Origin of the sequence: Henriciella aquimarina (assembly GCF_002088975.1) — a bacterium.
Lineage (GTDB): Bacteria > Pseudomonadota > Alphaproteobacteria > Caulobacterales > Hyphomonadaceae > Henriciella > Henriciella aquimarina.
The window spans coordinates 60010-84094 of the sequence record NZ_NCST01000037.1 but is presented as its reverse complement, the minus strand read 5'-3'; the positions used below and the strand labels follow the sequence as shown (position 1 = coordinate 84094).

The 24085-nt window shown below is 59.8% G+C and carries 19 protein-coding genes and 1 pseudogene; 12 read left to right on the top strand and 8 right to left on the bottom strand.

Annotated features, from left to right (window positions below; all coding sequences use genetic code 11):
• The first annotated feature begins 74 nt into the window (after positions 1 to 74).
• From B8784_RS05425 to B8784_RS05405, 5 genes are all read left to right on the top strand, one after another.
• Positions 75 to 841 (top strand): IS5 family transposase gene (locus B8784_RS05425; RefSeq protein WP_143435309.1). Its coding sequence is split into 2 segments (ribosomal slippage): positions 75 to 402 and positions 402 to 841, totalling 768 coding nucleotides; the frame shifts between segments, so codons are not numbered across the junction.
• A 412-nt stretch (positions 842 to 1253) separates the two neighbouring features.
• On the top strand, positions 1254 to 2243 hold the full coding sequence (locus tag B8784_RS05420) for a quinone oxidoreductase family protein (RefSeq protein ID WP_084396581.1): 990 nt from the start codon (positions 1254 to 1256) through the stop codon (positions 2241 to 2243).
• A gap of 66 nt (positions 2244 to 2309) precedes the next feature.
• Entirely contained in the window at positions 2310 to 3053 is a 744-nt protein-coding gene (locus B8784_RS05415) for a hypothetical protein (protein ID WP_084396580.1), read from the top strand.
• Between the two features lie 234 nt (positions 3054 to 3287).
• Positions 3288 to 3746, top strand: coding sequence for a VOC family protein (locus B8784_RS05410; RefSeq protein WP_158085593.1), 459 nt, complete (start codon positions 3288 to 3290; stop codon positions 3744 to 3746).
• A complete protein-coding gene (locus B8784_RS05405) occupies positions 3743 to 4189 on the top strand; it encodes a VOC family protein (protein WP_084396578.1) in 447 nt (148 codons plus the stop codon). The genes B8784_RS05410 and B8784_RS05405 overlap by 4 nt, the downstream gene beginning before the upstream one ends.
• An 18-nt stretch (positions 4190 to 4207) precedes the next feature.
• On the opposite strand, the gene B8784_RS05400 is transcribed toward B8784_RS05405, so the two are convergent.
• Positions 4208 to 4711: a MarR family winged helix-turn-helix transcriptional regulator gene (locus tag B8784_RS05400; protein WP_084396577.1), complete on the bottom strand. Its 504-nt coding sequence runs from the start codon at positions 4709 to 4711 to the stop codon at positions 4208 to 4210.
• Positions 4712 to 4915: 204 nt separating this feature from the next.
• On the opposite strand from B8784_RS05400, the gene B8784_RS05395 reads away from it, so the two are divergent.
• The 5 genes from B8784_RS05395 to B8784_RS05375 all read left to right on the top strand — a co-directional run bounded on the left by B8784_RS05395 (position 4916) and on the right by B8784_RS05375 (position 9972).
• A complete protein-coding gene (locus B8784_RS05395) occupies positions 4916 to 6175 on the top strand; it encodes an acyl-CoA dehydrogenase family protein (RefSeq protein WP_084396576.1) in 1260 nt (419 codons plus the stop codon).
• A gap of 291 nt (positions 6176 to 6466) precedes the next feature.
• The gene (locus B8784_RS05390; protein WP_084396575.1) at positions 6467 to 6772 is read left to right on the top strand and encodes a hypothetical protein; all 306 of its coding nucleotides are present in this window, start codon (positions 6467 to 6469) and stop codon (positions 6770 to 6772) included.
• Positions 6773 to 6876: 104 nt separating this feature from the next.
• A complete protein-coding gene (locus B8784_RS05385; protein ID WP_143435307.1) occupies positions 6877 to 7389 on the top strand; it encodes a GAF domain-containing protein in 513 nt (170 codons plus the stop codon).
• Positions 7390 to 7406: 17 nt separating this feature from the next.
• Positions 7407 to 9230, top strand: coding sequence for a sensor domain-containing protein (locus B8784_RS05380; protein ID WP_158085592.1), 1824 nt, complete (start codon positions 7407 to 7409; stop codon positions 9228 to 9230).
• Positions 9231 to 9276: 46 nt separating this feature from the next.
• Positions 9277 to 9972 carry a response regulator transcription factor gene (locus tag B8784_RS05375; protein WP_084396572.1) on the top strand — a complete coding sequence of 232 codons (696 nt, stop codon included), beginning with the start codon at positions 9277 to 9279 and terminating at the stop codon, positions 9970 to 9972.
• Between the two features lie 16 nt (positions 9973 to 9988).
• Here the strand turns inward: B8784_RS05375 and B8784_RS05370 are convergent, their stop codons facing one another.
• The 3 genes and pseudogenes from B8784_RS05370 to B8784_RS21550 form a co-directional block, all read right to left on the bottom strand.
• Entirely contained in the window at positions 9989 to 12706 is a 2718-nt protein-coding gene (locus B8784_RS05370) for a PAS domain-containing protein (RefSeq protein ID WP_233355981.1), read from the bottom strand.
• A gap of 255 nt (positions 12707 to 12961) precedes the next feature.
• Positions 12962 to 13222 (bottom strand): annotated as a pseudogene (locus B8784_RS22165) (PAS domain-containing protein); the annotation flags it as partial.
• Positions 13223 to 13573: 351 nt separating this feature from the next.
• Positions 13574 to 13726, bottom strand: a complete 153-nt coding sequence (locus B8784_RS21550) for a hypothetical protein (protein WP_158085591.1) — start codon at positions 13724 to 13726, stop codon at positions 13574 to 13576.
• Between B8784_RS21550 and B8784_RS05365 the strand changes: the two genes are divergently transcribed.
• Both B8784_RS05365 and B8784_RS05360 read left to right on the top strand, forming a co-directional pair.
• Positions 13719 to 18296: an autotransporter domain-containing protein gene (locus B8784_RS05365; RefSeq protein ID WP_158085590.1), complete on the top strand. Its 4578-nt coding sequence runs from the start codon at positions 13719 to 13721 to the stop codon at positions 18294 to 18296. The two genes, B8784_RS21550 and B8784_RS05365, sit on opposite strands and share 8 nt — an antisense overlap.
• Positions 18297 to 18312: 16 nt before the next feature.
• Positions 18313 to 18852, top strand: coding sequence for an invasion associated locus B family protein (locus B8784_RS05360; protein WP_158085589.1), 540 nt, complete (start codon positions 18313 to 18315; stop codon positions 18850 to 18852).
• Between the two features lie 25 nt (positions 18853 to 18877).
• On the opposite strand, the gene B8784_RS21545 is transcribed toward B8784_RS05360, so the two are convergent.
• The 4 genes from B8784_RS21545 to B8784_RS05340 form a co-directional block, all read right to left on the bottom strand.
• Positions 18878 to 19045, bottom strand: coding sequence for a hypothetical protein (locus tag B8784_RS21545; protein ID WP_158085588.1), 168 nt, complete (start codon positions 19043 to 19045; stop codon positions 18878 to 18880).
• Positions 19046 to 19401: 356 nt separating this feature from the next.
• Positions 19402 to 20235, bottom strand: a complete 834-nt coding sequence (locus B8784_RS05350) for a sulfite exporter TauE/SafE family protein (protein ID WP_084396585.1) — start codon at positions 20233 to 20235, stop codon at positions 19402 to 19404.
• Between the two features lie 126 nt (positions 20236 to 20361).
• Complete coding sequence (locus tag B8784_RS05345; protein ID WP_407646468.1) at positions 20362 to 22953, bottom strand: TonB-dependent receptor plug domain-containing protein; 2592 nt, start codon at positions 22951 to 22953, stop codon at positions 20362 to 20364.
• A gap of 386 nt (positions 22954 to 23339) precedes the next feature.
• Positions 23340 to 23957, bottom strand: coding sequence for an ANTAR domain-containing response regulator (locus B8784_RS05340; RefSeq protein WP_084396566.1), 618 nt, complete (start codon positions 23955 to 23957; stop codon positions 23340 to 23342).
• Positions 23958 to 24085 lie beyond the last annotated feature (128 nt).

The window sequence follows — 24085 nt, the reverse complement described above, 5'->3', positions numbered from 1 at the left end:
CTAGGTTCTGTACCCATAAGCGGGATTCCCATATTGGACGGGTCATGATTCACTTGCCTTGAAGGAGGTGTCTCATGGCCCGTTTTGATTTGAGCGATGCGGAGTGGGCGATCATTGCGCCCTTGTTGCCGAACAAGCCGCGCGGGGTGGCGCGGACCGATGACCGCCGGGTGCTGAACGGCATCTTCTATATTCTGCGGACGGGGTCGCCCTGGCGTGACCTGCCGGAACGCTACGGCCCTTACACGACGGTCTACAACCGCTTCAACAGATGGGCGAAGGCTGGCGTCTGGATCAATGTTTTCAACGCTTTGGCGCAGCAGAGCCCGGAATCCATGGCCTTCATCGACAGTTCTATCATCCGCGCCCACCAGCACGCCGCAGGCGGAAAAAAGGGGGGCCGGATCACGCCATCGGTCTCTCTCGCGGGGGACTGAGCACCAAGATCCATGCCGTGGTCGATGAGGCCGGCCTGCCCATCCGCCTGGCGCTCTCGCCCGGCCAGGCCAGCGACAAGGCCACCGGGGCCGCCCTGATCGCCAGCCTGAGGCAGGCCCGTCATGTCGTCGCCGACCGGGGCTATGACGCCCGTGCCCTGATCGAGCAGATCGAAGCGGCCGGGGCGGAGGCTCACATTCCCACCCAGCGGGACCGCAAAGTCCAGCGCTCAGTCGCAAGGGACATCTACCGCCAGCGCAATCTGGTCGAGCGATACTTCAACAAACTCAAGCACTTCAGACGATGCGCAACACGCTTCGACAAGCTCGCAAGGAACTTCCTCGCAGCCATCGCCCTCGCCTCAACGCGACTCTGGACCAGGGTTTATGAGTCCACAACCTAGTGTCGGGATATCTGCGCGCAATAGTGAAATTTGTAATATTCCAAAGTCAAAACGCCAATCTTGACGATAAAATCCCGAGCAGCCTACGTGGCGGTTACTAAGTCGGCGATAATGACGTCATATGTATAAGCGTCTTGGCTGGGAACTTTGCCAGCGGCGTGGCAGCAGGCACTTGGTCTATTCTGTTCAAGGCGCCATGGGGCTGAGAAGTCTTCAAGGACATCTCTGCCCGGCGCCTTGGTGAAAGCCTCCTGCTTTCTGCCGCCATCATCGCCCGAAAAACATAATGAGACGTGGCTGGTCCGGTCTGTCCGGTCATGGCGCGCGCGAGTGGTCTTCATGCGGCAAGAGACATGGTGCGACATGCTCTTGGCAGGGCTGCTTGAAGCAAGGGAGTTGAACGTTGAAAGCAATGACCATCGCCGCCCATGGCGGCCCCGAAGCCCTCAAGATGACCGAGGTTGCCACCCCCGAACCCGCAGAGGGTGAGGTGACGATCGATGTCGAATTCGCCGGCGTCAGCTTCATCGATATCTTCCTGCGCAGGGGTGATGTCACGATCCTGCCCCTGCCGATGACCCCCGGTGTCGAGGCGGGCGGGACGATCCGCGCGGTCGGCAAGGGGGTGACAGGCTTCAGCCCCGGCGATCGCGTCGTGGCCTTCCTCAACAATTTCGTTCTGACGAAGGGGCTCGGCGGCTATGCCGAGGTCGCTGTCGCCCGGCACGAAGTGATCCTGAAACTGGATAACGGCACTGATATGGCCGCTGCCACTGCCGCGCTGGCGAATGGCACGACGGCGATGATGGCGCTCAAGGATGCCGGCCAGGTGACGCCGGACGATGTCATGTTTCTCCCCGGGGCTTCCGGTGGGGTGGCGAGCATGGCCATACAGATTGCGAAGAATATCGGCGTTTCGCGCATCATCGGTGTGGCGTCGACAGCCGAGAAGCGGGCGGCCGCGCTGAAGCAGGGCTGCACCGATGTGCTTGAGCCGGATGGCCTGGAAGAGGCCCTGTCGGCCCTGACGGAAAAGCAGGGCATCGACCTCGCCCTCGATGCCGTGGGTGGCCCGATGCGCGCGATTGCCCTTCGCCAGCTGGCGCCCTTTGGCCGGATGGTCCTTCTGGGCAATGCCAGTGGCAAGGACGAGCCGCTGTCGGGCGACGAGATCTGGCATGGGGCGAAAACGGTGCGGGGCTTCAGTCTCGGGAAGATTTCCCAGGCCCCGGCAGACCTTGGGCGCGTGGCCAGCGCTGCGCAAAGCGTTGTCGATCTTGTCTCGCGCGGCGCCCTGGAACAGCCGGTCACTGTCCTGCCGCTCGAAGAGGCCGGGGAGGCCCATCGCCGCCTCGAGGCCCGCGAGGTCTCCGGGAAAGTGCTGTTGAAGATAGAAAAATAAGACCCGTCAACGCGACAGGGCGTGCCCGGTGTGTTGTGGGCTGAAAAGGGATTGAGGAGCAAAGATATGACAAAGTACAAATTGGTCGTCCTGATGGACGTGCCGGAAGATCTGTATGGCGAATGGGCCGACTGGAACCGGGATCATGCCCGCGACATGGTGAACGCCGGTTTCATCTCGGGGCAGACTTTCAAGGTCCGGCCCGACTATGAGGGCAATCATCCGGAGGCGCTGCCCTTTGTTCCCCCGTATTCCATGGTCAATATCTACGAAGTCGACGAGCCGATGCTCGAGACCATGCTCCTCACGAAAACCCCGGAGATGGGGCAGGGGCCTGCCGGCGGGAGCCGCCCATTCCCGTCTCCTCTGGGCAAACATATGGGCGATGGCTATCTGCTGGAGCCGGATTCAGAGGCGTTTCACAGCAAGGCCGTCGAAGAGGACCTGACACGCTACCGGCTGGTTCTGATGATGGATGTCCCGGTAGACCTGCTTGATGAGTGGAAGACCTGGAACCGCGATCATGCCCGGGATCTGGCACAGGTGCCCGGCTTCATTTCCGCCCAGTCCTATACGGTTCGCGATGACTACGCCCACATCCACCCGGAATCGCTGCCCGACCGGCCGCCCTACAAGGTGGCGGTCATTTTCGAGGTGAATGAGCATGCGCTTGAGAGCATGCTGCGCAAGCGGCCGGCCGTGGGCCAGGAGCCTGAAGCCGGAACCCGGACATTCCCCTCGCCACTCGGCAAGCACCTTGGTGACGGATTTCTCCTGGAGCCGATTGGCGAAGAATATCGGAAGCCATAGCGGTTGAGAGCGGCGCAGGCGGGCCTGCGCCTGTTTCGCCCTTCGGTCCTTCAGCTAAGGGGTTTTCCGTATAAAAATTGCACAATATCCAAATTATTGTGCAGGATAGTGGTTGGCCGTACGGTTGGACGGCCAGAACAGTCACGCAGGGAAGGAAGTTTCATGAGGCTGGTTTCCAATGGACGCGGAGGCACCTGTGATGCCGACCGCCTGCCATCATTCGCGGCGGGAGCGATGGTGACGACCGATCTCACGCTCGCCAGGAAGTTCTATGAGGAGTTCCTCGGCTTCGAATGTGTGCGCTACGCGCCGGACCGGCTGCTCCTGCGGGACAAGACTTCCGCGAACCTGATGAAGCAGGGAAAACGCGGCGGCTTCGTGATCGATGTCCGTGAAGTTGAAGAGGTTCTGCACCCCCAGCACCTGTTCAATCACTGGGGCCTCACCGTCGACTCGGCCGAGGAGGTCGACCGGATCCGCGAGATTGCCCTGTCGGACGGCGAGACTTACGGCCTGACCCAGGTCAACAAGATCTCCAAGATGCACAATTCCTATCAGTTCTACTTCAGTGACCTGGACGAGAACTGGTGGGAAATCGAATATCGCAACAATGGCATCACCAACGAGATGGTCTTCGAAAACGGCGACTTCAAAAGGAAGAAGAAGCCCGCTGAGACAGGAGAAGAGGCATGACGGTTGAAGTCTCGGAAAAGCCCGCTGCATCGGTGGTCGGCGAAGCTGAATTGACCCATGGTACGCTGGAGTGCCGACAGCTCGTTCCGTCCCGGAATTTCTATGAGAATGTCCTTGGCCTGCGCTGCGTGCAGCACTCCCCGATCACCCAACTGGTGAGCGGCTGCGGTGATGTGGGCGTCGTCTGCGCCGGGCTGGGAGACAAGGTCCATCCGCAAGGCGAAGAAAACCGGTGGGTCGTGGCCGTCGGCAGTGAGGAGGCCGTCGTCGATATCCGCAAGAAGGCCGCAGAGAGCGGCTTCACGCTTCATCTCGGCGAGCTTTCAACGAGCGACGGTATCACGCGCTTCATCATGCAGGATGCCGACTCCAACTGGTGGGAAGTCGCAAGCTTCGGGGAAGACTATTACCAGGCGCTCTTCGAGCGCGGCGATGTCGTGTGACGGGGGGGGGGGGCGCCCCTAGCGGCTTTTGCGCCGCTTGGGGGCGGTGTCGCCTTCGAGCTCCATCCCGGAGACAGAGTTTCCCCAATCCTCACGCAGGATGCGTCTCAAGGTAGCCACATCCTCGGCGCCGATCCTTGAGGTGAGTTCTTCTTCCAGGCCGTAGATGATCTCCACGGCCCTTTGCCGTATCCACTCGGTATCCTCGTGAAAATCGATGAGTTTGCCGCGTTTGTCATCGGGATGGTCCTTGATCTCGACCAGCCCGAATTTGGCAAGTTGTTCGGACATATGGCGTACGGCCGCCCGTGACAGGCGCATTTTCCTGGCGATCTCGACCGGGCGATGAACGCCTGCCGAGATATACATCATCATCATCGACTGGGTCTTGTTCAGGGTCGGCATGCCGCGCTCTGAGAGCGCCGTCTGGAGGCCGTTATCGAACCAGTCCCAGCCGGCGAGCAAACCCGACATGACATAGAGATGCGCTAGTCGCGAGGAGGCTGAAGACTGATTTCCCATCAGGTCTCACGCCAATAGATAGCCCGTCGTCGCTGCGCAAGCGAAATCTCGAGAACCGCTGCTTGCGCCCTGATGCATATATGTGGTCGAAGGCGCGCTCATGTATGTTAAATAATTTAACAAAGTTTCTTGTGGTCTTGAGCTCAGTGATGTTAAAAAAACTTACGACAGATCGTGAGATAGCTTCAGCGCGAGGGAAGAAAAGTGGCTTTTACGACAAATGGAGACGAAGGCGGCATCATTCCGGCCGAGCAGCGCATTCCGGAGGGCAATGACTGGCTGTCCCGAGAGGAACTGGACACACTGACGCCTGAAGAGATGGTGCGCCGTGCAAAAGCCCTGAAGCCCTTGCTTGCCGAACACACCCGTGAAGCGGAAATCCAGCGCAAGCCCGTCGACGAGGTCTGGCGTGAGGTGCGCAAGGCCGGCTTCTTCTACCACTTTGTGCCGAAGAAGTATGGCGGCCTGGAGTTCGACGTCGAGACCTTTGTCGACATTATCTATGAGCTCGCTCAGGGCTGTACCTCGACGGCCTGGGTGACCAGCTTCAACATGGAGCACAACTGGATGATGTCCCAGTTCCCGGAGGAGGGGCAGGACGAAGTCTTCGGGAAGTCTCCTTATATCAATGCGCCCGGTGTGAACGCCCCAACCATGGTGGCGACCCCGGTCGAGGGCGGATACAGCCTCAGCGGGCGGTGGGGGTTCGGTACCTGCATCATGCAGGCCGACTGGATCCTGGGCGGAGGCACCGTTCCGGGCGAGGATCCGCCCCAGCCCTGGTTCTTTGCCCTGCCGGCCGAACAGGCCACCGTGCTCGATACCTGGTTCATGGACGGCATGATCGGGACCGGCAGCAACGATATCGAGCTCAAAGACGTGTTCGTCCCGTCCCACCGCGTCTCGCATTTTGGAAAGATGGCTGCCGGTGCAGCGTATGGCCGGGAGCTTTACGACAACCCGCTTTATCACATGCCGATGATCCCGCTTCTGGCGGTGACGGCCGGGACCTGTGTTCTGGGCACGGCCCGCACTGCGCTTGAGAGTTTTACTGAGTATCTTTCCAAGCGGATTCTGTTCGGCTCCGGGGAGAAGCAGGTGGAAAAGCCCGCGGCTCAAATGCGGCTGGGCAAGGCGAGGCTGATGATCGACGCTGCCGAGCTGGCCATCCGGGACGTGGCGCGGCGCACGCAGGAAGCCGGCAAGCGGGGGGAGCCCCTGAGCGCGGAAGAGCGGTTTGCGCTACGCGCGCCTGTCGCTCATGCCGTGCATACCTGCCGCGAAGCGATCAATCTGATGTGTTCGGCGGCCGGCTCCAGCTCGCACCGGCTCGACCACCCGCTGCAGCGCGCGCAGCGCGACATCAACACCATGAGCAACCATGTCATCTACGACCTCGATGCCACCACCGAGCAGCTGGGGCGGATCGAACTCGGCATGCCGCTTTCTACAAATCTCGCATGAGGTTTCCAGGCTAGGGAACTCCAGTCCGAAATGATGCAGTTCATTTAGGTATTGTCTTCGGCACCTCCTGATGGCATGCCGTTTTTGATGGTATTGGTCGCGTTTCAATCGGTGATGGTGCTCGGTCTTTAGGTATTCAATTGTCTTTCGATGTATCTGAAGGGGTCACTGCAGGTTGAGTGCTGCGCAATGACCCTTTTAGACTTTTGAGTCACCTCTTCCTGCTTTTTGCCCTCTTAAACTCGGTATCGAGGCCAAGACCGGCCCAGATAATTCGAGTGAGGTCGCAAAATGCCGAGTGATAACGTTCTGACGTTCGACAGGCCAGCCATTGATGCTGTCCACGCAACATCGGTGAGGGCGTCCCTGGAGTTCGCCCTGGAATGTCTAGCCAGGTCGTCGAGCCGGAATGAGCCTCTCGAAGCCGCAATAGAGGCTGCGCTGCGACTGGCGTCGCGCAAGGAGCTGGAAATGGCGGTCTACCGCGACCTCAGTAAGGTGCGGCAGCGGCTCGGTCTCTATGAGCGCATTGCCGGCCTGCAACTGGTTACCGATCAGGAGGCAGACCCGCTGCAGACGCGTAAAGACCTTTTTTGACCTTTGAAGAAGTCGCCGGAAGCTTTGCTACCTTAGAGCGTAAAGGGGCCAGAACGAGTAATGAGGAAATCTGGATAGCGGTCTGGTTGGAAGAGGAGAGGGCCATGAACGATCTTACGCCCCCCGGTTTCACCGGCACATCCCCCGGCATATCGGAAGCGGCGCGAATACGCTTTCTGGAGGGGCTCAATATCCTCAACTTCAATAACGATCGCGAGCTCGATGACCTGGTCGAAAACCTTGCGGCATATTTTTCCGTTCCCATGGCCAGCTTTTCGCTCATTGGCAGGCGTCAGCAATGGACGAAAGCCAGTGTCGGCATCAACTACCGGCTGACCGACCGGGCAAAGTCCTTTTGCACCCATGTCGTCCGAAGCGGCCAGCCGATGGTGGTGAGCGATACGCTCAAGGATCCGAGGTTTTCCAGAAATCCGTTTGTCATCGGCGACCCGAATATCCGCTTCTATGCCGGCAGCCCGGTGGTTCTGGACCAGCACGTTATCGGTGCGCTTTGTCTGATCGATACGACGTCCAGAATACTGACCGGGAGCAAGTTGAGAATGCTCGCTCATTTCTCCGTAATACTGGGGGATATCGTGGAATATAAATACAACTAGAAACGATGGTGGTGTGTGTGAAGACAGGCAGGATTCAACTCTCGGAGCAGCATTTCAAGTCGATCAATAGCGAACTTTTCGTTGTCGACAGGCAGGGAAAGATCCTCTTCGCCAATAGCGCCTTCTGTACGCGTCTTGGCCTTCACAGAGCAGCGGGCCGCCGCTTTCTCGATCTCCTCGAGCGCAGCGGGCGCATGCGGGCCAGACGCTCGCTTGAAGACGCGCTGAAAGGTGAGGACCAGATCGAGGAGTATACGTTCTTCAATGGCGCCGTGAGCGTCATGAAGCTGATCCGGATCGGTTCGGACGAGACGACGGACCTGGTGGCCGGCCTGTCTTTCGTGTCGTCTCCGGCGGTGCATGCCAAAGCTGTCGAGGGCGCGCAGGACACACCGTCCCCGGACGCTGCCGCACTTGTCTATAAGGGGCTCTCGCTGGAACGCCTGCGTTTGGAACACAGGCTCCGTCGTGCCCAGCTAAAACACAAGGAAGCTTTGAAGGCCTCCAATACAGATCATCCGACCGGCCTGAAGAATCGGGCCGGTCTCGACCGGGATCTCCAGAAGGAAGTCGTGCAGGCCGGCGCAGAATGCGCCAATCTTTTTCTGGTCTATATCGACCTCGACGACTTCAAGTTCATCAACGATACCTATGGCCACCATGTCGGTGACCGCTTGCTGCGGGCGATCGGAAGGCGGCTTCGTGCGCCGGGCAACGTCGTCAGCGCAGCACGAGTCGGCGGGGATGAGTTTGCGGTTCTGGCGCGCTCGGAGGAAAAGGATCCGGAGGCTTTTACCGAACTGGCGCGCCAGGTGTGGTCGCGCGTTTTCGATGCAATACGGATCGATGGCCTGAGCCTCAACCTGACAGGGTCTGCGGGGGTGTCGGCTTTCGGGGCGGACGCGTTTGATCTGGAAACGCTGAAGCGCAACGCGGATGCGGCCCTTATCGAGGCCAAGCGCTCCGGCAAAAATCAGGTCAGACTGTTCGACGCGGCGCTGGAGCAGAAACGGGCGCGGCGAAAGGCGCTCGAACAGGGGCTGCGCCATGCTGTCTCAAAGGAGACCCTTGAGCCTTTCTATCAGCCTATTGTGCCGGGCAAGAGCGATCTTGGCATAGGGGTCGAGGTTCTCGCGCGGTGGCAGGATGAGCATCTCGGCGATGTTCCCCCGGATGAGTTCATTCGTGTCGCAACAGATTGCGGTCTCCTGTCCGATCTCGACCTTCTCGTCGCCCGGAAAGCTTGCCGGGAGCTGAAGCCCTTGGTCGAGAGCGGTCAGGTGAGTTTTGTGACATTCAATGTCTCTCCCATGGTGCTCAGCCGGGATGATCATGTCGATCGTTTCATCGAGGCGGTCCGCTGCTGCGGCCTATCCCTGGAAAACATCTGCATCGAGATCACGGAGTCCGACATCTTTCCAGATTTCGAGCAGGCGAAGGCGACCATCGCCACCCTGAAGCGGGCGGGCATCAAGCTCGCCCTGGATGATTATGGAACCGGGTATTCCAACCTCAGGGCCCTCCTGGACCTGCCGGTCGATGGCATAAAGATCGACCGGTCGCTGATGACGGGAGTCGCAAATGACGAGCGGGCGATGAGGGTCGTCCGCTCGATCATTCATCTCGCCCGGGTCTGCAACGCCTGGCTTGTGGCAGAAGGCGTGGAGACCGCCGCTCAGGTGGCAGTTGCCCAGGCCATGGGCTGCCATTACGTTCAGGGATACGCGCTCAGTAAGCCTTTGGCCTTTGCGGACCTTGAAACGTGGCTGGTCCGGCAGGCTGAAAGTCAGAAAAAAGGTGAGCCAAGCCAAGGATCAAAACAGGCGATTTCATTGGCATAATAGGCGGCCTGGCAGGTTGCCGAATTCAGGGAGGATAATTTCTTTCATGCGCATCCTGCTGATCGATGACGAGGTCAAACTGCTCAAGACAATCCAGCTTGGCTGGCCGGATGAGACGGATGAGATTGTTACCGCCCAGAGTTTCGCCGATGTGAGACAGATTATCTTTTCCAGCAGGCTTCTCGAGTTCGATTGTGTGATTGTCGACCTGCGCCTTCCCGATGCGAGCGGGTCGATGATCCTGTCTGAAATCCGGCAGATCGCTAAAGTGCCGGTTATCATGCTGTCGGCGTGGGGCGACACGCGGTTCCGGGCCGACACGCTGAATAGCGGGGCGGACGACTATGTGATGAAACCCGTGGGCGTGGAAGAGCTCCACGCTCGGGTCCGTAAACTGGTCGACAGTGCAGACCGGTCGCAGCTTCCTGCTGGCAAGACCTATGAAATCGGCCGGCTTGCTTTCGACCCGAATAGCCGGCTCCTGACGGGGCCGGGCGAAGCGTGTTCCCTCACCGGCGCGGAGGCCGCTCTATTGTCCAGCCTTGCTGCCGCCGGCGGTGGCATCGTTTCGCGCGAGCGCCTCTACCTGAAGGCTTTCGGACGTGAGGGCCGGTATGGCGAGAAGTCGCTCGAAACCTATGTCGGCCGCTTGCGGCGGAAGATGTCCGAGGCTGGTGACGAGGGAAACCGAAGACTGCTTTCGGTTCGCGGCAAAGGCTACCGGCTTGTGACGACCGCCTGAAGCGCCGCACCGAGGATCATGCATCCTCTGGTTTGATGTTCAGGGCTTTCAGGATCTTCTCGTGAAGCTCGTCGCGGCGATAGGGCTTGGTTAGCAGCACGCTGTCATCACTGATGTCGCCCTGATGGGCAATCGCATTCTGCGTATATCCGGTTGTGTAGATCACATGAAGGTTCGGGAGCATTTTCCGGGCCTCCCGGGCAAGCTCGTCTCCATTCATGCCGCCGGGCAGAACGATGTCGGTAAAGAGTAGCGAGATGTCCGGTTGCTTCCGGAGCAGCTCCAGCGCAAGGTTGGCATTTGTTGCTGTCAGGATCTGCAGTCCGAGTTCGGCCATGAGACGTTCGACATGGGCCATGACGAACTCATTGTCCTCGACAACGAGCACCTTCAGATCGGGCAGGGACGAGCCCTGAGAGGAATCATGATTGATCAGGCCGACCTCATCGGTATCGGCCTGGGGGAAATAAAGCGAGACGCGCGTTCCTGTACCGGGTTCGGAATAGATCGTCGCGTGGCCACCGGACTGCTTGGCAAAGCCATAGACCATGCTGAGGCCGAGCCCCGACCCAGCGCCTGCGACCTTGGTTGTAAAGAAGGGTTCAAAGGCTTTTTCGGCTGTCCTGCTGTCCATACCGGCGCCTGTGTCGCTGATGGAGACCTGGACATACCGCCCGGGCGACAGGCCTTCGACATGATCAGCCATCTTGTGGTCCATAAAGACGCTTCGCGATTCAATAAGGATGGTGCCGCCTTTGGGCATTGCATCCCGTGCATTGAGGCAGAGGTTCAGGATCGCCGTATCGAACTGGGTCAGATCCACCAGCACGATACCCGTTTCTGGCGAGAGCGAGAAATCAAGGTTGATCGATTCCGGCAAGGTTCTGCGCAGAAGCTTGCTGGCATGCGTCAGGCGCTCATTGACCTCGACATAGTCAGGGTCGAGAGGCTGGCGCCGCGCGAAGGACAGTAGCCGGCTGACGAGCTCTTCGGCGCTCTCGCAAGCCGCGAGCGAGAGGTCTGCCATATCCTTTAGCGGGCCGGACGGCAGGCGTTTGGCGAGACTTTCGCTATTGCCGAGAATGACTGTGAGCAGATTGTTGAAATCATGGGCAATCCCGCCGGTCAGCTGGCCGAGGGATTCAAGGCGCTCCGACAGCCTGACGCGTTCTTCCAGCTCCCGGCGTTCAGTGAAATCCTCCATCGTGCCGAGCATTCTGACGGGGGCGCCGTCTTTGTCGCGCACCGCTGTCACACGTTCCGAAATCCAGCGTATCTCGCCATCGGCGCGGATGAAGCGATAATCCTCCGACCAGAAGGTCAGCGTGCTTGCCCGAAATTGCTCCAGGCTTGAGAGAATGCGGTCCCGGTCGGCCTCGTGAATCCGGGAAACCCAGGACTCATAGGAGGCCGAGGTCCCTTCCGTTGAATAGCCGAATGCCCAAGCATAGTTATGATTCCACCAGATCTGGTCGTCCGGCAGTGACCTGTCCCAGATCACATCCTTGGTCGCCTGGGTGATGAGCCTGAAGCGGTTTTCCGCCATTTCGCGTTCAGCTGCGATTTTCTTGCGCTTGCTGATGTCGCGCATCACGGAGATGTAGTGGGTGTTCTTCTGACCGTCGTTCGATACCGGCACGATATCGATCTCGACCCAGAAGGGGGCGCCCATCTTGTCATGGTTGATCAGCTCTGTCCGGACCTGCTCGCCGTTCTCGAGGGCCTGCCGTATGCGGTCGAGTTCCGCGCGTGAGGACATGGGGCCCTGGAGAATGCGTGGGGTCTGTCCGATCGCAAACTCGCGGGAATAGCCTGTGCGTTTCACAAAGGCTTCGTTTACAAAGACAATCTTTGGCCCATGGGGGGAGTCGATATCGTCGGCCTTTGTAATAACGACGATATCGTTCAACCGGGCCACCGACTCGTTCAGGAGGTTGAGCTGGGAGGTTTTCTCCATGTCTTCCGTGACGTTCCGCGCAACTCCGGTCAGAATTCTACCGGATGTATTGTAGGTGATTTCTCCAACGCCCGAAAGCCACGCAATAGTCTTGTTTGGTAAAACCAGCCGATGGGTGAATTCGAACATTCGTGTGCGGTTGCGCTGGTATTCTTCGAAGCTGTCCAGGAGGGGTTGGCGGTCATCCGGATGGATAAGGGCAAGATAGTCACGAAAACTGCCCGGGAAATCCCTTGTGCGGATGTCGAGTTCGGCCTTCGGGTTGGAGATCCATTTCAATTCCATGGTTTCCAGGTTCAGCCGCCAGATCCACAGCCCGAGAAGGCGTTGGGCGGTACGGAGATTGGCTCTTTGCTCTTCAAGGCGCAGATTGGAAATCTTGAGATCTTCGCTTTGCTGGACAGCTGGGGCCAGCCGGGGCTCATTCATGAGGTCTTCAGGAGAAAAGCTGCTTTCGTTTCTGCCGGCCCGGTTAATGGCGTCTGTCACGTCCTCGGTGCGGTGAATAATGTAGGAGAGCCGGTTATCCTTGCCGAAAACCGGTTTATTTCTCGGTGACCAATAGGGCCGCGGCTCACCTTCCTCGTCAGTCGGGGCGATGTCGACCGGGATATACTGGATCGGCATGATGTCGGTTGCCCGCATCCGTTCGGCGCGTGCGACGGACCGCTTCAGCGCAGCGATCGTTTCAGCCCCCGGCTGCCCTTCCTTGGCCGCGAAGACCTCATAAAGAGGCCTGCCGACAAGCTCTTCGCGTTTGAAGCCGAATGCCGACACAAAAGCTTCCGTGACAGCAAGGATGCGATGCTCCTGATCGCTCGGGCCAAAAGCAATCATGTTGGAGGGGGAGGCTTCGAAGAGGAGCTGGAACCGCTGCGCCGAACTGTCCGCTTCGGCTTTCAACGTGCCCAGCTGGTCTGCTGTTGCGTCGGCCTTCTTCCGGGCCTGCATAACGTCTGCAAGATCGATGGGCAGCACCAGCTCGGCCTGCCGGTTGCCGTGATCCAGGGGGAGGGACGTAATCCGGACGTGAATCGTCTGGCCATTCTTGAGGGTATGTCGCCAGATGCCGGCCTTTTTGTTCCCGAAGGCTTGGCGGCGTATCGCTTCCCTGAGTTTTGGCACGTCTTCAGCGGGCCTGATGTCAGCGATGGTCATTCCCAGAAATTCATCCTTGGAATAGCCATAGAGGTCAGTGGCAGCGTCGTTGACGTCCAGAAAGCGCAGACTTTCACGATCGAAGACCAGGATGGGTTCTGGGTGGTCATGAAAAAGAGGGACAGAGAATTTCATGATATCTACTGGGCTGGCGCTGTCAGACAGGAGATTCGGATGAGACCGGTCACCTCGCCTTAACGGGCTTTTTGACGTTATTTTTTTGCCTGGTAATCTACTCGAAACACGGACTTCACGGACATCGGCTGTTATGATTTATTTATTCGCTCGATGGGTGCGATTGATTTTGCCTATGCCCAATTAATGGTTACCATATGCAATATTTAAATTAACCCTATTTTTTGCATCACGAATGCAAAAAGTTGTTTCCATTTTCGTGGCCCAAAACGGGCCCTTTTGGAAGTTATCGATATAAATCACAGGGGTTAGTGTTTCGGCGTCCGATCGCGTCAGCGGCGGCAGGGCCGGTTATTTAGACTTTTTGCGACCTTTGATTCCGGCTGCTTTAAAGCGGCGAATGGTTTCTCCCGCGCCAGTAGAAATGGCTGGGACGGTGAGTGTCATGCAAAACCAAATAATCAACTTTGGCTCCAAAGCGGCGGTTGCGGCCTTGATGGCCACAACATCTCTTTCGAGCACGGCTTATGCGCATACCGATGCGCTTGGCTTTATCATCACGCCTTCGGACTCCGAGGGCTTCTACGATGCCGAGATCTTCTATGGGAGCTGGCACAGTAGCGGCCTGAGCGCAGCTGAAGGCGACCTCCTGCTGACAATGGCGGACGGAACGCAAATCGGAACGCAGACCTTCGAACTGGTGGATGGTTTCGTGAGCGTGTCGGACGGCACGGTGCCGGACGGGCTCGTGGCTGGCGAGAACTACTTCTTTCCCAACACGTCCACGCCCGAGCAGGGCGACCTGACAGGTGATTCTGGTGGACACTCAATTTACGCCTTCCAGTCGGTGACCTTCACCAGTCTGGCGCCGGGCGAGTATCTGTTCGGCTATACGCAGGGCTCCTCCTTTACCGCGAACTGGCAACCGAGCGATACCGCCATCAACAATGGGTCCTTTACCATCGGCGAGTCGGGGGAACTGGAAGATGTCGGTGGCGCTGAGCCGAGCATACCGGATATCGACACAGCCGTCGGACAGTACACGGTCGATCAGCTCAATGATGGTGATGTAACCACTGTCTTTGACGGGGGCACGCTGGCGACGACCGGGGATGCGGCCCTTTCAACGGATTTCACGATCACGGATGCCGGCGGGACGATCGATACAGCGGGCCATAATATTGCCGTTACTGGCACGTTGAGCAATGAGGATGGGGCCTCGGGCGGTATGACCGTGGCGGGCTCCGGCTCGCTGACGCTGAGTGGTGAGAACACCTATGCCGGCGCGACGACCATCGACAATGGCGCGACACTCGCCCTCACTGGAACGGGCACTGTGGCGGCGTCCTCGGGGGTCACCGCAAACGGGACATTCGATATTTCCGGTACGGATGCCGGGGCTTCGATCACCACGATCGATGGCAGCGGCAAGGTTACGCTCGGCGACAAGACGCTGACACTGACCAATGCCAGCGGCCAGTTCGATGGCGTCATGTCCGGGCAGGGCGGCCTGACTGTTGCCGGTGGCGATGCGGCTCTCACGGCCCAGCAAAATTATCGCGGTGAGACCGAAATTCAGGAAGGCGCGAGCCTGGCGCTCAAGGGCGATGGCGATATCCGCTATTCCGGCGGTGTCACGGTGGACGGCACCCTCGACATCTCGAACAAGACAGATGCCGGCGAGGTCTGGTGGCTCAATGGTGGCGGTGAAATCGTCATGGGCGACAATGACCTCCGGGTGGTTAATGGCGAGACATTTGCCGGTGTGATTTCGGGAGACGGCGCGCTGCATGTTGATGGCGGGCAGCTGACTCTCGAAGGCGTCAACACCTATACAGGCGAAACGACCATCGGTGAGGCCACCGGCCTTGCCCTGAGCGGAAACGGCTCGATTGCCGCGTCGAGCGGCCTGGCCGTTGAAGGCTTCCTGTCCATTGAAGACACGACGGACGGGGCGACGCTGCAGAACCTGACAGGCTCGGGCGGCGTACGCTTTGGCGAGAAGACGCTGACCATCACACAGGCCAGCGGCCAGTTCGACGGCTGGACCTATGGCGATGGCGGCCTGGTCATCCAGGGGGGCGCTGCAAGCTTCGGCGGCGAGACCCACCACAAGGGGCAAACCGACATCAATGCCGGTGCCAGCCTCGCCCTGACAGGCGAAGGCAGCATCGCGGACTCCGCGGCCATCAAGGCTGACGGCACCTTCGATATCGCGTCGGCGGATGCAGGCGTTGCGATCAAGTCCCTCACCGGGGGCGGCTCGGTTGTCCTCGGCGACAATGATCTCACCCTGACCAGTGCTACAACGAGCTTTGGCGGCGTAATCTCGGGCGCCGGTGGTCTCACCATTTCGGCCGGCGATGCGGGCCTGTCCGGTGTGAACACCTATACCGGCTGCACCACGGTGGCGGAAAACGCGTCGCTCGCTCTGATCGGCAATGGCTCCATCGTCACGTCGGGTTGCGCCACGATCGAGGGCACCCTTGATATCTCGCATACGAATGAAGGCGCAGGCCTTCAGACCCTGGCGGGCAACGGGCGTGTTTCGCTGGGTGAGAAAGACCTGACCTTTACCGGTTCGGACGACTCGCTTTTCGGCGGCTCCATTTCCGGAACCGGGGCGCTCATTCAGGACGGCAAGGGGCTTCTGGCCCTGACAGGAGAGAACAGCTTCTCTGGCGGACTGACCATCAATGATGGTGGCGTGATGGCCGGGGCCGATGCATCTCTCGGCAGCGGGACTGTCACGATCGGGGATGCCATGCTCGTCGCATCCGGTGATTTTGCCAGCGACAATGCTTTCACTCTGAGTGATCCGAACTCTGTCATCAACACGAATGGCCATCTGCTTGAGCTGACCGGAAACATCGGCGGTGATGGCAGCCTGAACAAGGAAGGTGCGGGCACGCTGCGGCTTACCGGCGCCAACAGCTTCACGGGTCTGAACGTGAAGGGCGGCACGCTCGAGTTCGATTCCAACGCGGCGCTGGGCACGACAGACGGCATCGTCTCCATCGCGGATGATACGATCCTGCGTACGCTGGACTCGTTCGATATCGACCACACGATCTTCGTTGACGATACGCGCTATGCCGCCTTCGACACGGCTGGCCACGACGTTAACGTCACTTCGGACCTCACGGGCAACGGATCGCTCTACAAGCTGGGCGATGGCACGCTCACGCTCAGCGGCGCCAACAGCCAAGTCTATGTCGAAGTGCTCGGTGGCAACATGGTCGTCATGGGCGAGAATGCCTCCGGCTCTGCCGACGGCACGATCGTGCTGCGCCAGGATGCGACCTATACGGCCGGGACCGACCTCAACATTTCCCAGTCGGTCCTCATCATGGGCTCGAATGCGAAGGTCGATACCGGCGTGAACAATGTGTCGTTCACCGGCGGCTTCGCCGGTAGCGACTGCCTGCACAAGTTCGGTACGGGCAAGCTCTCGCTCATGGCTGAAGGCAGCAACGATATCGGCGCCTGCGTCCATGAGGGCTCGATGTCTTTCAACAGCGTGTTCGGCGGCAATGTCTGGGTCGACCAGGGCGCCGTAATGGAAGGCTCGGGCGGCGTTATTGGCGATGTTGAGGTGTCCGGCATTCTTGCCCCGGGCAACTCGCCAGGACGGCTTGTCGTCAGTGGCAGCGTCACACAGCTGGCGGGCAGCACGCTGTCGCTCGACATTGACGGGCTCCAGCCCGGTACGGGCGCCGGCTTCCATGACAGCCTCGTTCTGACGGGCGAAACCAGCGTCTATACCGCTGGTGGCACCATCGCGCCCATCCTGCGCGGCATCACGGGCGATGCCACCAACAGCTTCGACCCGTCCATCGGGGACATGTTCCGTGTCGTCGAGGCAGAAGGTGGGGTTGAAGGCTCCTTCGAGGGGCTCAGCCAGCCAGTCGACGGAATGCCGGAGAATGCCCGCTTTGACGTTGTCTATCTCGACAACACCATCCTGCTGACACTCACGCCGGAGTCTTATGGGTTGTTTGCCGACGGCAATGCCGGCGCCTTCGGGGCCGCGCTGGACCGCTTCCGCGGGGCCGCCGGTGTGCGCGACGACGGTGCGGTCGGGGCGCTGCTGGCCGGACTGTCCGGTCTCGACGCGGTCGAGCTTGAGCGTGTCATGCAGCAGGCGGCCGGTGAAATCCACGCCGACAGCATGGAGGCCATGTTCCAGACACGGCGTCAGATCCGGTCCACGGTGCGTGATCGCATGCAGGCCATCGCAGGGCGCGGTGAGGTTGCCGAAAGCCTGTGGGCTATATCGTCCTATGACTACACCCACTATGATGGCGACCGGAACGCCAGCAATTTCGACGCCGATACCCTGGCGCTGACGGTGGGCGCCGACGCGCAGATCGTCCCCTCGGTCCGGGCGGGGGCTGCGTTCACCTTTTCCGAGACCCGCTCCAATACCGAGCAGATGGGATCGGCCGTGGCCGACAGCTATACGCTGACCGCTTATGGCCGGTATGTGACTGGGAAGGCTTATGTCGACGGCCTGGTATCCTATGGGCTCGACCGCTATTCGACCAGCCGGTACGTCGATCTGTCGACTGGCACCGAGCAGCTGCGCTCAAGCCCGGATGGCGATTCGCTTGCTTTCGATGTCGAGGCGGGCCGCGCGATCGGTCTCAACGGCTTCACCATCACGCCGGCTGTTGGCCTCAGCCACAATGAGGTCGCCCGTCAGGATGTCCGGGAGGCCGGCGCCGAAGCACTCGCCCTCAGCTTCCATGATGAGCAGCGCGCCAGCCTTCAGGCCCGTGTCGGGGCTCGTCTCGCCGGGCAGTGGATCCGTGAGACCATGACAGTTCGCCCGACCATGTCGCTCTTCCTGAGCGAAGAGCTTCAGGATCAGGCGACAACCGTCGATCCGATGCTGCATGGGGCGCGTTTCGATGTGCAGTCGCCGTCGCTCGGCAACTATACGCTGAGCCTCGCCGGTGGCTTCGATGTCGAAGTGTCGAAGGCCGTCGATGTCGGCTTCGGTGTGCGCCTGGAAGAAAGCGACCGCTTCTCCCGGCAGAGCGCGAATGCCACATTCATCTGGCACTGGTAAGCAGAGGACCCCACACATGCCAGTTTCCAAACACGCCGCCTCCATCGTCGCCGGACTCGTTCTGGCAGCCGCCCCCTCTTTCGCAGAGGGGGCGGCCAGCCCGGCGGCCGGCGAGAAGACGGTTTACGACGCCTGGATTTCCCAGTGTTCGAAGCCGGGCGACCCACATAGCTGCCGCGTCTATTCGCCGGTGACCGTGAAGGCGGACAATGGCGAAAACGTTCTGACGAGCGTGATCTCGACCCGCCTGGTGAAGGGACAGGACACCCTGCAGGTCTCGGTGCAACTGCCGAATACGGTGTGGCTGCCGACGGGGGTGACCCTTTCTGGCGAGGAGGGCGAGCCGCTCGAGCCGCTTCCCTTCGTCGTCTGTGGTCCCCAAAGCTGCGAGGCCGGCCGGGTGCTCAGTGCGGAAGAGCGCAACCTTGTCGAGCAAGAGGATGCGCTGACGGCCAAGTATCGCTTGCAGACCGACCAGGATGTCCAGTTGAAGTTTTCCATGCAGGGCTTCAACGAGGCGTGGCAGGGTGTTCTCGCCCAGTCCGCGGGCGAGTAAGCCAGAGCAGGTGGGCCCTTCGCGGCTATAGGTTCTGCCGGGTCTCGAATGCGATGGCGATATCGACATCATCCTGCCTGACCAGCCGGGCCCGTGTGTCGATGCCGAGCCGTGGACACTGAAACCGGAAGCGGGGCGGGAGGGGCATGCGCTTGCGATTGCGGATGCGTGCGCCGGTTTCGGAAATGTCCATGCAGATGCCATGGGCTTTCCTGTTCGGTGGCCAGCAAAGCAGACAAGGCACCCATGTCTGCTGACGCTCGGCGCGGGAGGCTTGCAGACGCGGCTTTGGCATCGCCGCAGGCTTTGCCTTCCGTTTGCCAAGGGCCTGTTGAAGCCGTTGCTTGCTGATAGACCCGGATTTTTTCTTGAACATCTCTCTGCCGGCCTCTCCGTTTCCTGCGCCCGCACTGTGCCACAGCTTCTGCGACGGGCTGCATTATTTGCTTATCTAGGTCTGGCCGGAATGATTTGCAGGGCCACTGCCAGCAGCGGCCCTGCGTACTCATGTGTTTCCGGGGCAGAGAGCGCTCGGCTCCCAGCCAGCTTTTACTTCGGCAACGTATCGTAAAGTACGATGGCCGAGGTGGCGACGAGATAGAGGCCGAAAACACGTTTGAGGGCCTCGGCCGGAAGCTTGTGGGCGGCGTGCACCCCGATCGGCGCAGAGATGAAGGTCATGGTCGAGATTGCTGCGACCGCGATCAGATTGACATAGCCGAGCGAGCCAAAGGGAAGGCCCGCTTCTCCCAGGCCGAGAATGGCAAACCCGATACTGCCGGGCAGGGCGATAATGACGCCAAAGCCGGCGGCTGTGCCGACCGCCTGGTGGATCGGCCGCCCGCACCAGGTCATCACCAGCACCGCGATCGTGCCGCCGCCAATGCCCAGCAAGGCTGAAAACCCACCGAGGAAGGTTGCGATGGCCGCAAGCGGCAGGCCCGTCGGCATGGGAAGGTGGCCCGGGGTTTTCCGCTTCAGTACCGGGAAGAGGAAGTGCAGACCCATGAGGAAGACGCCCGCGGAGAAGATCCACTTCATCGACCGGCCATCCATGAAGCGCGCCAGAACGATCCCGATAACGACCCCGAAGAGCAGCCAGGGCAGCCAGTCCTTGATGATCTGGAAGTCTACCGCGCCCTTTCGGTTGTGGGCCTGCACGGAGCGTAGCGATGTGAAGATGATGGTTGCCAGGGACGTGCCGATGGCCAGGTGGGTGAGGACATCGTCCCCCACGTCGAAGACGTGGAAGACCAGCAGCAGCGCGGGCACGATGACGAACCCGCCGCCAATACCGAACAGGCCTGCAACAAAGCCGGCCAGAAGGCCGGCTGCAAGCATCACGCCGATGAGTTGAAGAATTTGTGTGAGGTCAGCTTCCATGCCCAGCATAAGCGACGCGACTCCCGATGATAAATTTGAAAATGAAGATTTGAAGAAATGAAAGGGAGTGGCGAGCGCCACTCCCTTCCAGCCGCATGCGGAGGAGGTCCCGCATACAGTGTATGCTTAGAATTCAGCGGCGACCCTCGCGTAGTAGAAGCCACCCTGCCAGTCGACGATGCTGTCGGAACGGTAGATCCGGCCGCAGCAGGAGTCCCCGATAAGGGCGTAGTCGGCCTCGTCCGGGTACTCGTCGAAGATGTTGCGGGCCCCGACGCTCAGCCGGACGTTCTCGTTGACCTGATAGCTGCCTTCGAGGTCGAAGAGCACCTCTTTGCCGAACTCCTGGATGTTGCCGTCGGCGCCACCGCTGTCGGAGTTCTTGTACGAGCCGTAATAGTTCGCACGCCCGACAATCGAGAAGTCACCGATACGGTGGGTCACGCTGAACACGCCCCGCCATTCAGGATCGGCATTCTCGAAGTCGTACTGGTCTTCGGCGTTGAAGATCGGCGTTCCGTTGACCACGGGAATGTCGCCATCGAACTCGGTCTTGTTGTAGTTCACGGACGCTGTGAAGTCCGTGGACTGGCCGTTCGCCCAGCTCTTGGCATAGGTGCCGACGATATCAACACCTTGGGTCGTCGTGTCGAAGGCGTTGGTGAAGTAGAACACGCCCCCGATCGATTCAGCCCCGACAACCCCGGCATCGACAAGCGCCAGATAGTTGTCATACGCCCCGCCCGATGTCGGGTCCGTGGACACATCCTGAGTGGAGACGGCGTTCACGCGGTCTTCCAGATCGATCTGGTAGAAGTCGACGGTCAGGCCGAAATTGTCCCAGTTGCTGGTGAAACCAAGCGTGTAGTTGGTCGATTTTTCAGGCTTGAGAGGTTCTGCCCCGAGAGCCTGGGCCACCGGCCCGCCGGCCGGGAAGAGGCCTGTCGCAACCGGGAAGCCGTTGGGCAGCCGGGTTGAAACGTTGGTCGTGCCCTGCTGGCCCGGTGTCGGTGCCCGGAAGCCGGTACCGACAGAGGCGCGCATGGCGAAGGCTGGCGTGAACTCATAGCGGCCTGCCAGCTTCCAGACGAGTTCGGAATCGAAGTCCGAATAGTCCTCGAAGCGAAGGGCGCCTTGCAGGAAGAGCGCATCGGTTACGTCCGCGCTCAGGTCGGCATAGGCGGCATAGGAATCGCGGGTATATTCCCCGGAGAATTCCGGCGAATAGCCCGGAAAGCCGTTCGAGCCGACACCGACAACAGTGTAGACCGGATCGGAGTCGTCGGCACAGTCGAGCGTTGAGCCGGTGGCAATCACGCCCAGACCTTCTGCTGTCGGCGTGCCATCGGCGTTACAGAAGCCATACGGGTCGGCACCGGCATAGGGCCCGGCTGCGTAGGACTGCGGATCGCCGCCTTTCAGCTCATAGGACTCATCCATATAGCTCAGGCCGAAGGCGAAGAGCAGCGGGCTGGCGAGCCCGGTATCGAAGCTCTGGCTGAAGTCCGCCTGGAGCTGCGTCTCTTCGTTGATCAGGTCCCCGGGATGGAAGCTGGTCGGCGATTGTTCGCCAAGCGACGGGTTCACCGTGTTTTCAAGGGTGTACTCGATCTCGTTGTGACCGAAACGGCCAGAGAGGTCCCAGGTGAAGCCGGTATCGGTTTCACCCTTGACGCCGCCCACAACGGAATAGTCGGTCACGTCACCGGAGAAACGCGGCGTGAAGCCGCCCGGGAAGAAGGCCAGCGGCGACCAGACCGAGCCGTCCTCAAGGCGGAGGTTCTCGATCGTGCCATTGCCCGGATAGCGGTAGAAGAAACCGCCGGAAGCTTCGGAGCTGGAATAGTTACCGAAGCTGTAGAATTCACCGAACCCGAAATCATAGCCGGCATTGTAGAACATGCGGAAGGCTTCGCTTTCCGGTTGTCCCCATGGCTGAACGACATCGCCGTCATTAATGTTGGCGTCCGGCAGGCCTGCGATGAACGCTTCTTCGTCGTAGAAGGCGATGTCAGTGTTGAAGCTCGGGAAAAGTGGGCTGTCGGGGTCCGTACAAGCCCAGGCTTCACAATAGGGATCGGCACGCACCGTCGATTCGCTATCGGAATATTCGCCCGAAATGCTGATGAACCCGTTGTCGCCAAGCGGGAGGCCGATATTGCCGGTCAGCAGATATTGCGTGCCGTCGCCTTCATAATACTGGCCCGTCTGTGCGGTCAGTGAAACGCCCTCGGCATTGTCCTTCAGGATGAAGTTGATAACGCCGGCGATCGCGTCAGACCCGTATTGGGCGGCTGCACCATCGCGCAGGACTTCGACGCTTTTCAGGGCCGAAGACGGAATGGTCGAAATATCCGGACCCTGGGTGCCCGACCCGCCGATCGAAACCAGCGCTGCGCGGTGGCGGCGCTTGGAGTTCACAAGAACAAGCGTCTTGTCGGTCGGCATGCCGCGCAGCTGTGCCGGGCGGATGAATGTCCCGCCGTCCGAGATCGGCTGGCGAGACAGCGAGTAGGACGGCACGAGCGTCTTCAGGACGTCATTGGTGTCGACAAAGGAAATGTCGGTGATCTGCTCTTCGTCAAACACGTCGATCGGCACCGGGCTGTCGGCGACCGAGCGTGGCATGCCGCGCGCACCAGTCACAACGACGGTTTCCTGAACGGCGTCATCATCGCCGGTTGTTTCGGTTTCCTGGGCATAGGCCGCGCCAGACATGCCGACAGCGATAACGCTTCCCAGAAGTAGCCCCTTTAGTGATCTGTTCATTAGATTTCCCTCATATCTAGTTGCCCCTGATCCAACGGCGCCCCATCCCTTTTTTCAGGGCGCACGAAGCTGTGTGCGGACGAACAAGGTCCGCAATAAATCGTTGATTTGGTTTGGCTTAATCGTGCCCCATCTCCGCTAGGCAGGAGCGGGGTAGCCGGTCCGACATTGGACAGCAGGGCCGCTCGCCGTTGAGACAGCCCGATATATGCAGACGACTAAACTTCTTGCTGGTGTGTAAACAGCGTTTCGTCCGTCGTTTGGTACAAGTTTGGCGACCGCCTCATTTTGATGCACTGCAACATTAATGCGACAAGAATTTCATCATCTGGGAATTATTTGCCGCGGACGCCGGCACTCGGCGCAAGGTCTGAAAGGCCGATAATGGTCTGGGCCACCTTGACGAGCTTAAGGCCTCTTTCCATGGCAACGCGTCTCATGGAGTCGTAGGCTTCCGCCTCCGAAAGGGATTGCTGCTGCATCAGAAGGCCCTTGGCTCGCTCGATCGTCTTGCGCGCGGTAAGCTCACTTTTCGAATTGAGCAACTCATTCTGCAGGGCGCTCACCAGGCGGTGACGCTCCATGGCCGTCTCGATGATCGGAGAGAGCCGGTCTTCGGCGAGCCCTTTCACGATAAAGCTGCTTGCCCCGCGCCGTACGAACTGTGCGGCCGCATTGGCGGGGGCGGTTTCCACGAAGATCACAACAGGCAGCTGGGTTTGCATGGCCACTTCGCCGCATGTCTCCAGCAATGCGTCATCCGCCTCACCGGCCAACAGCAGGACAAGGTTCGACCCGCCGCCCTGAACAGCGTCTATGACAGCATCGGTCTGGAGGTCCTGAAGGAAGGCAAGTCTTGCGCAATCAGCGATCGCCGCAGCGATCAGCGTCGCTTGCGAGGAATTGGCCCCCGCCACAGTTACGGCGAGCCCGTGCGATAGCTTATTCGGCATGATCCTGGTCTGCACTCAGTCGCGACTCCGAACATGGATATTATTTCAGCCATGAAATACAGAATTTCTTCCGACTCAAAGTCCACGATAATGCATGGCTATGGATTCATTGCAGTCTGCCTCAAAAT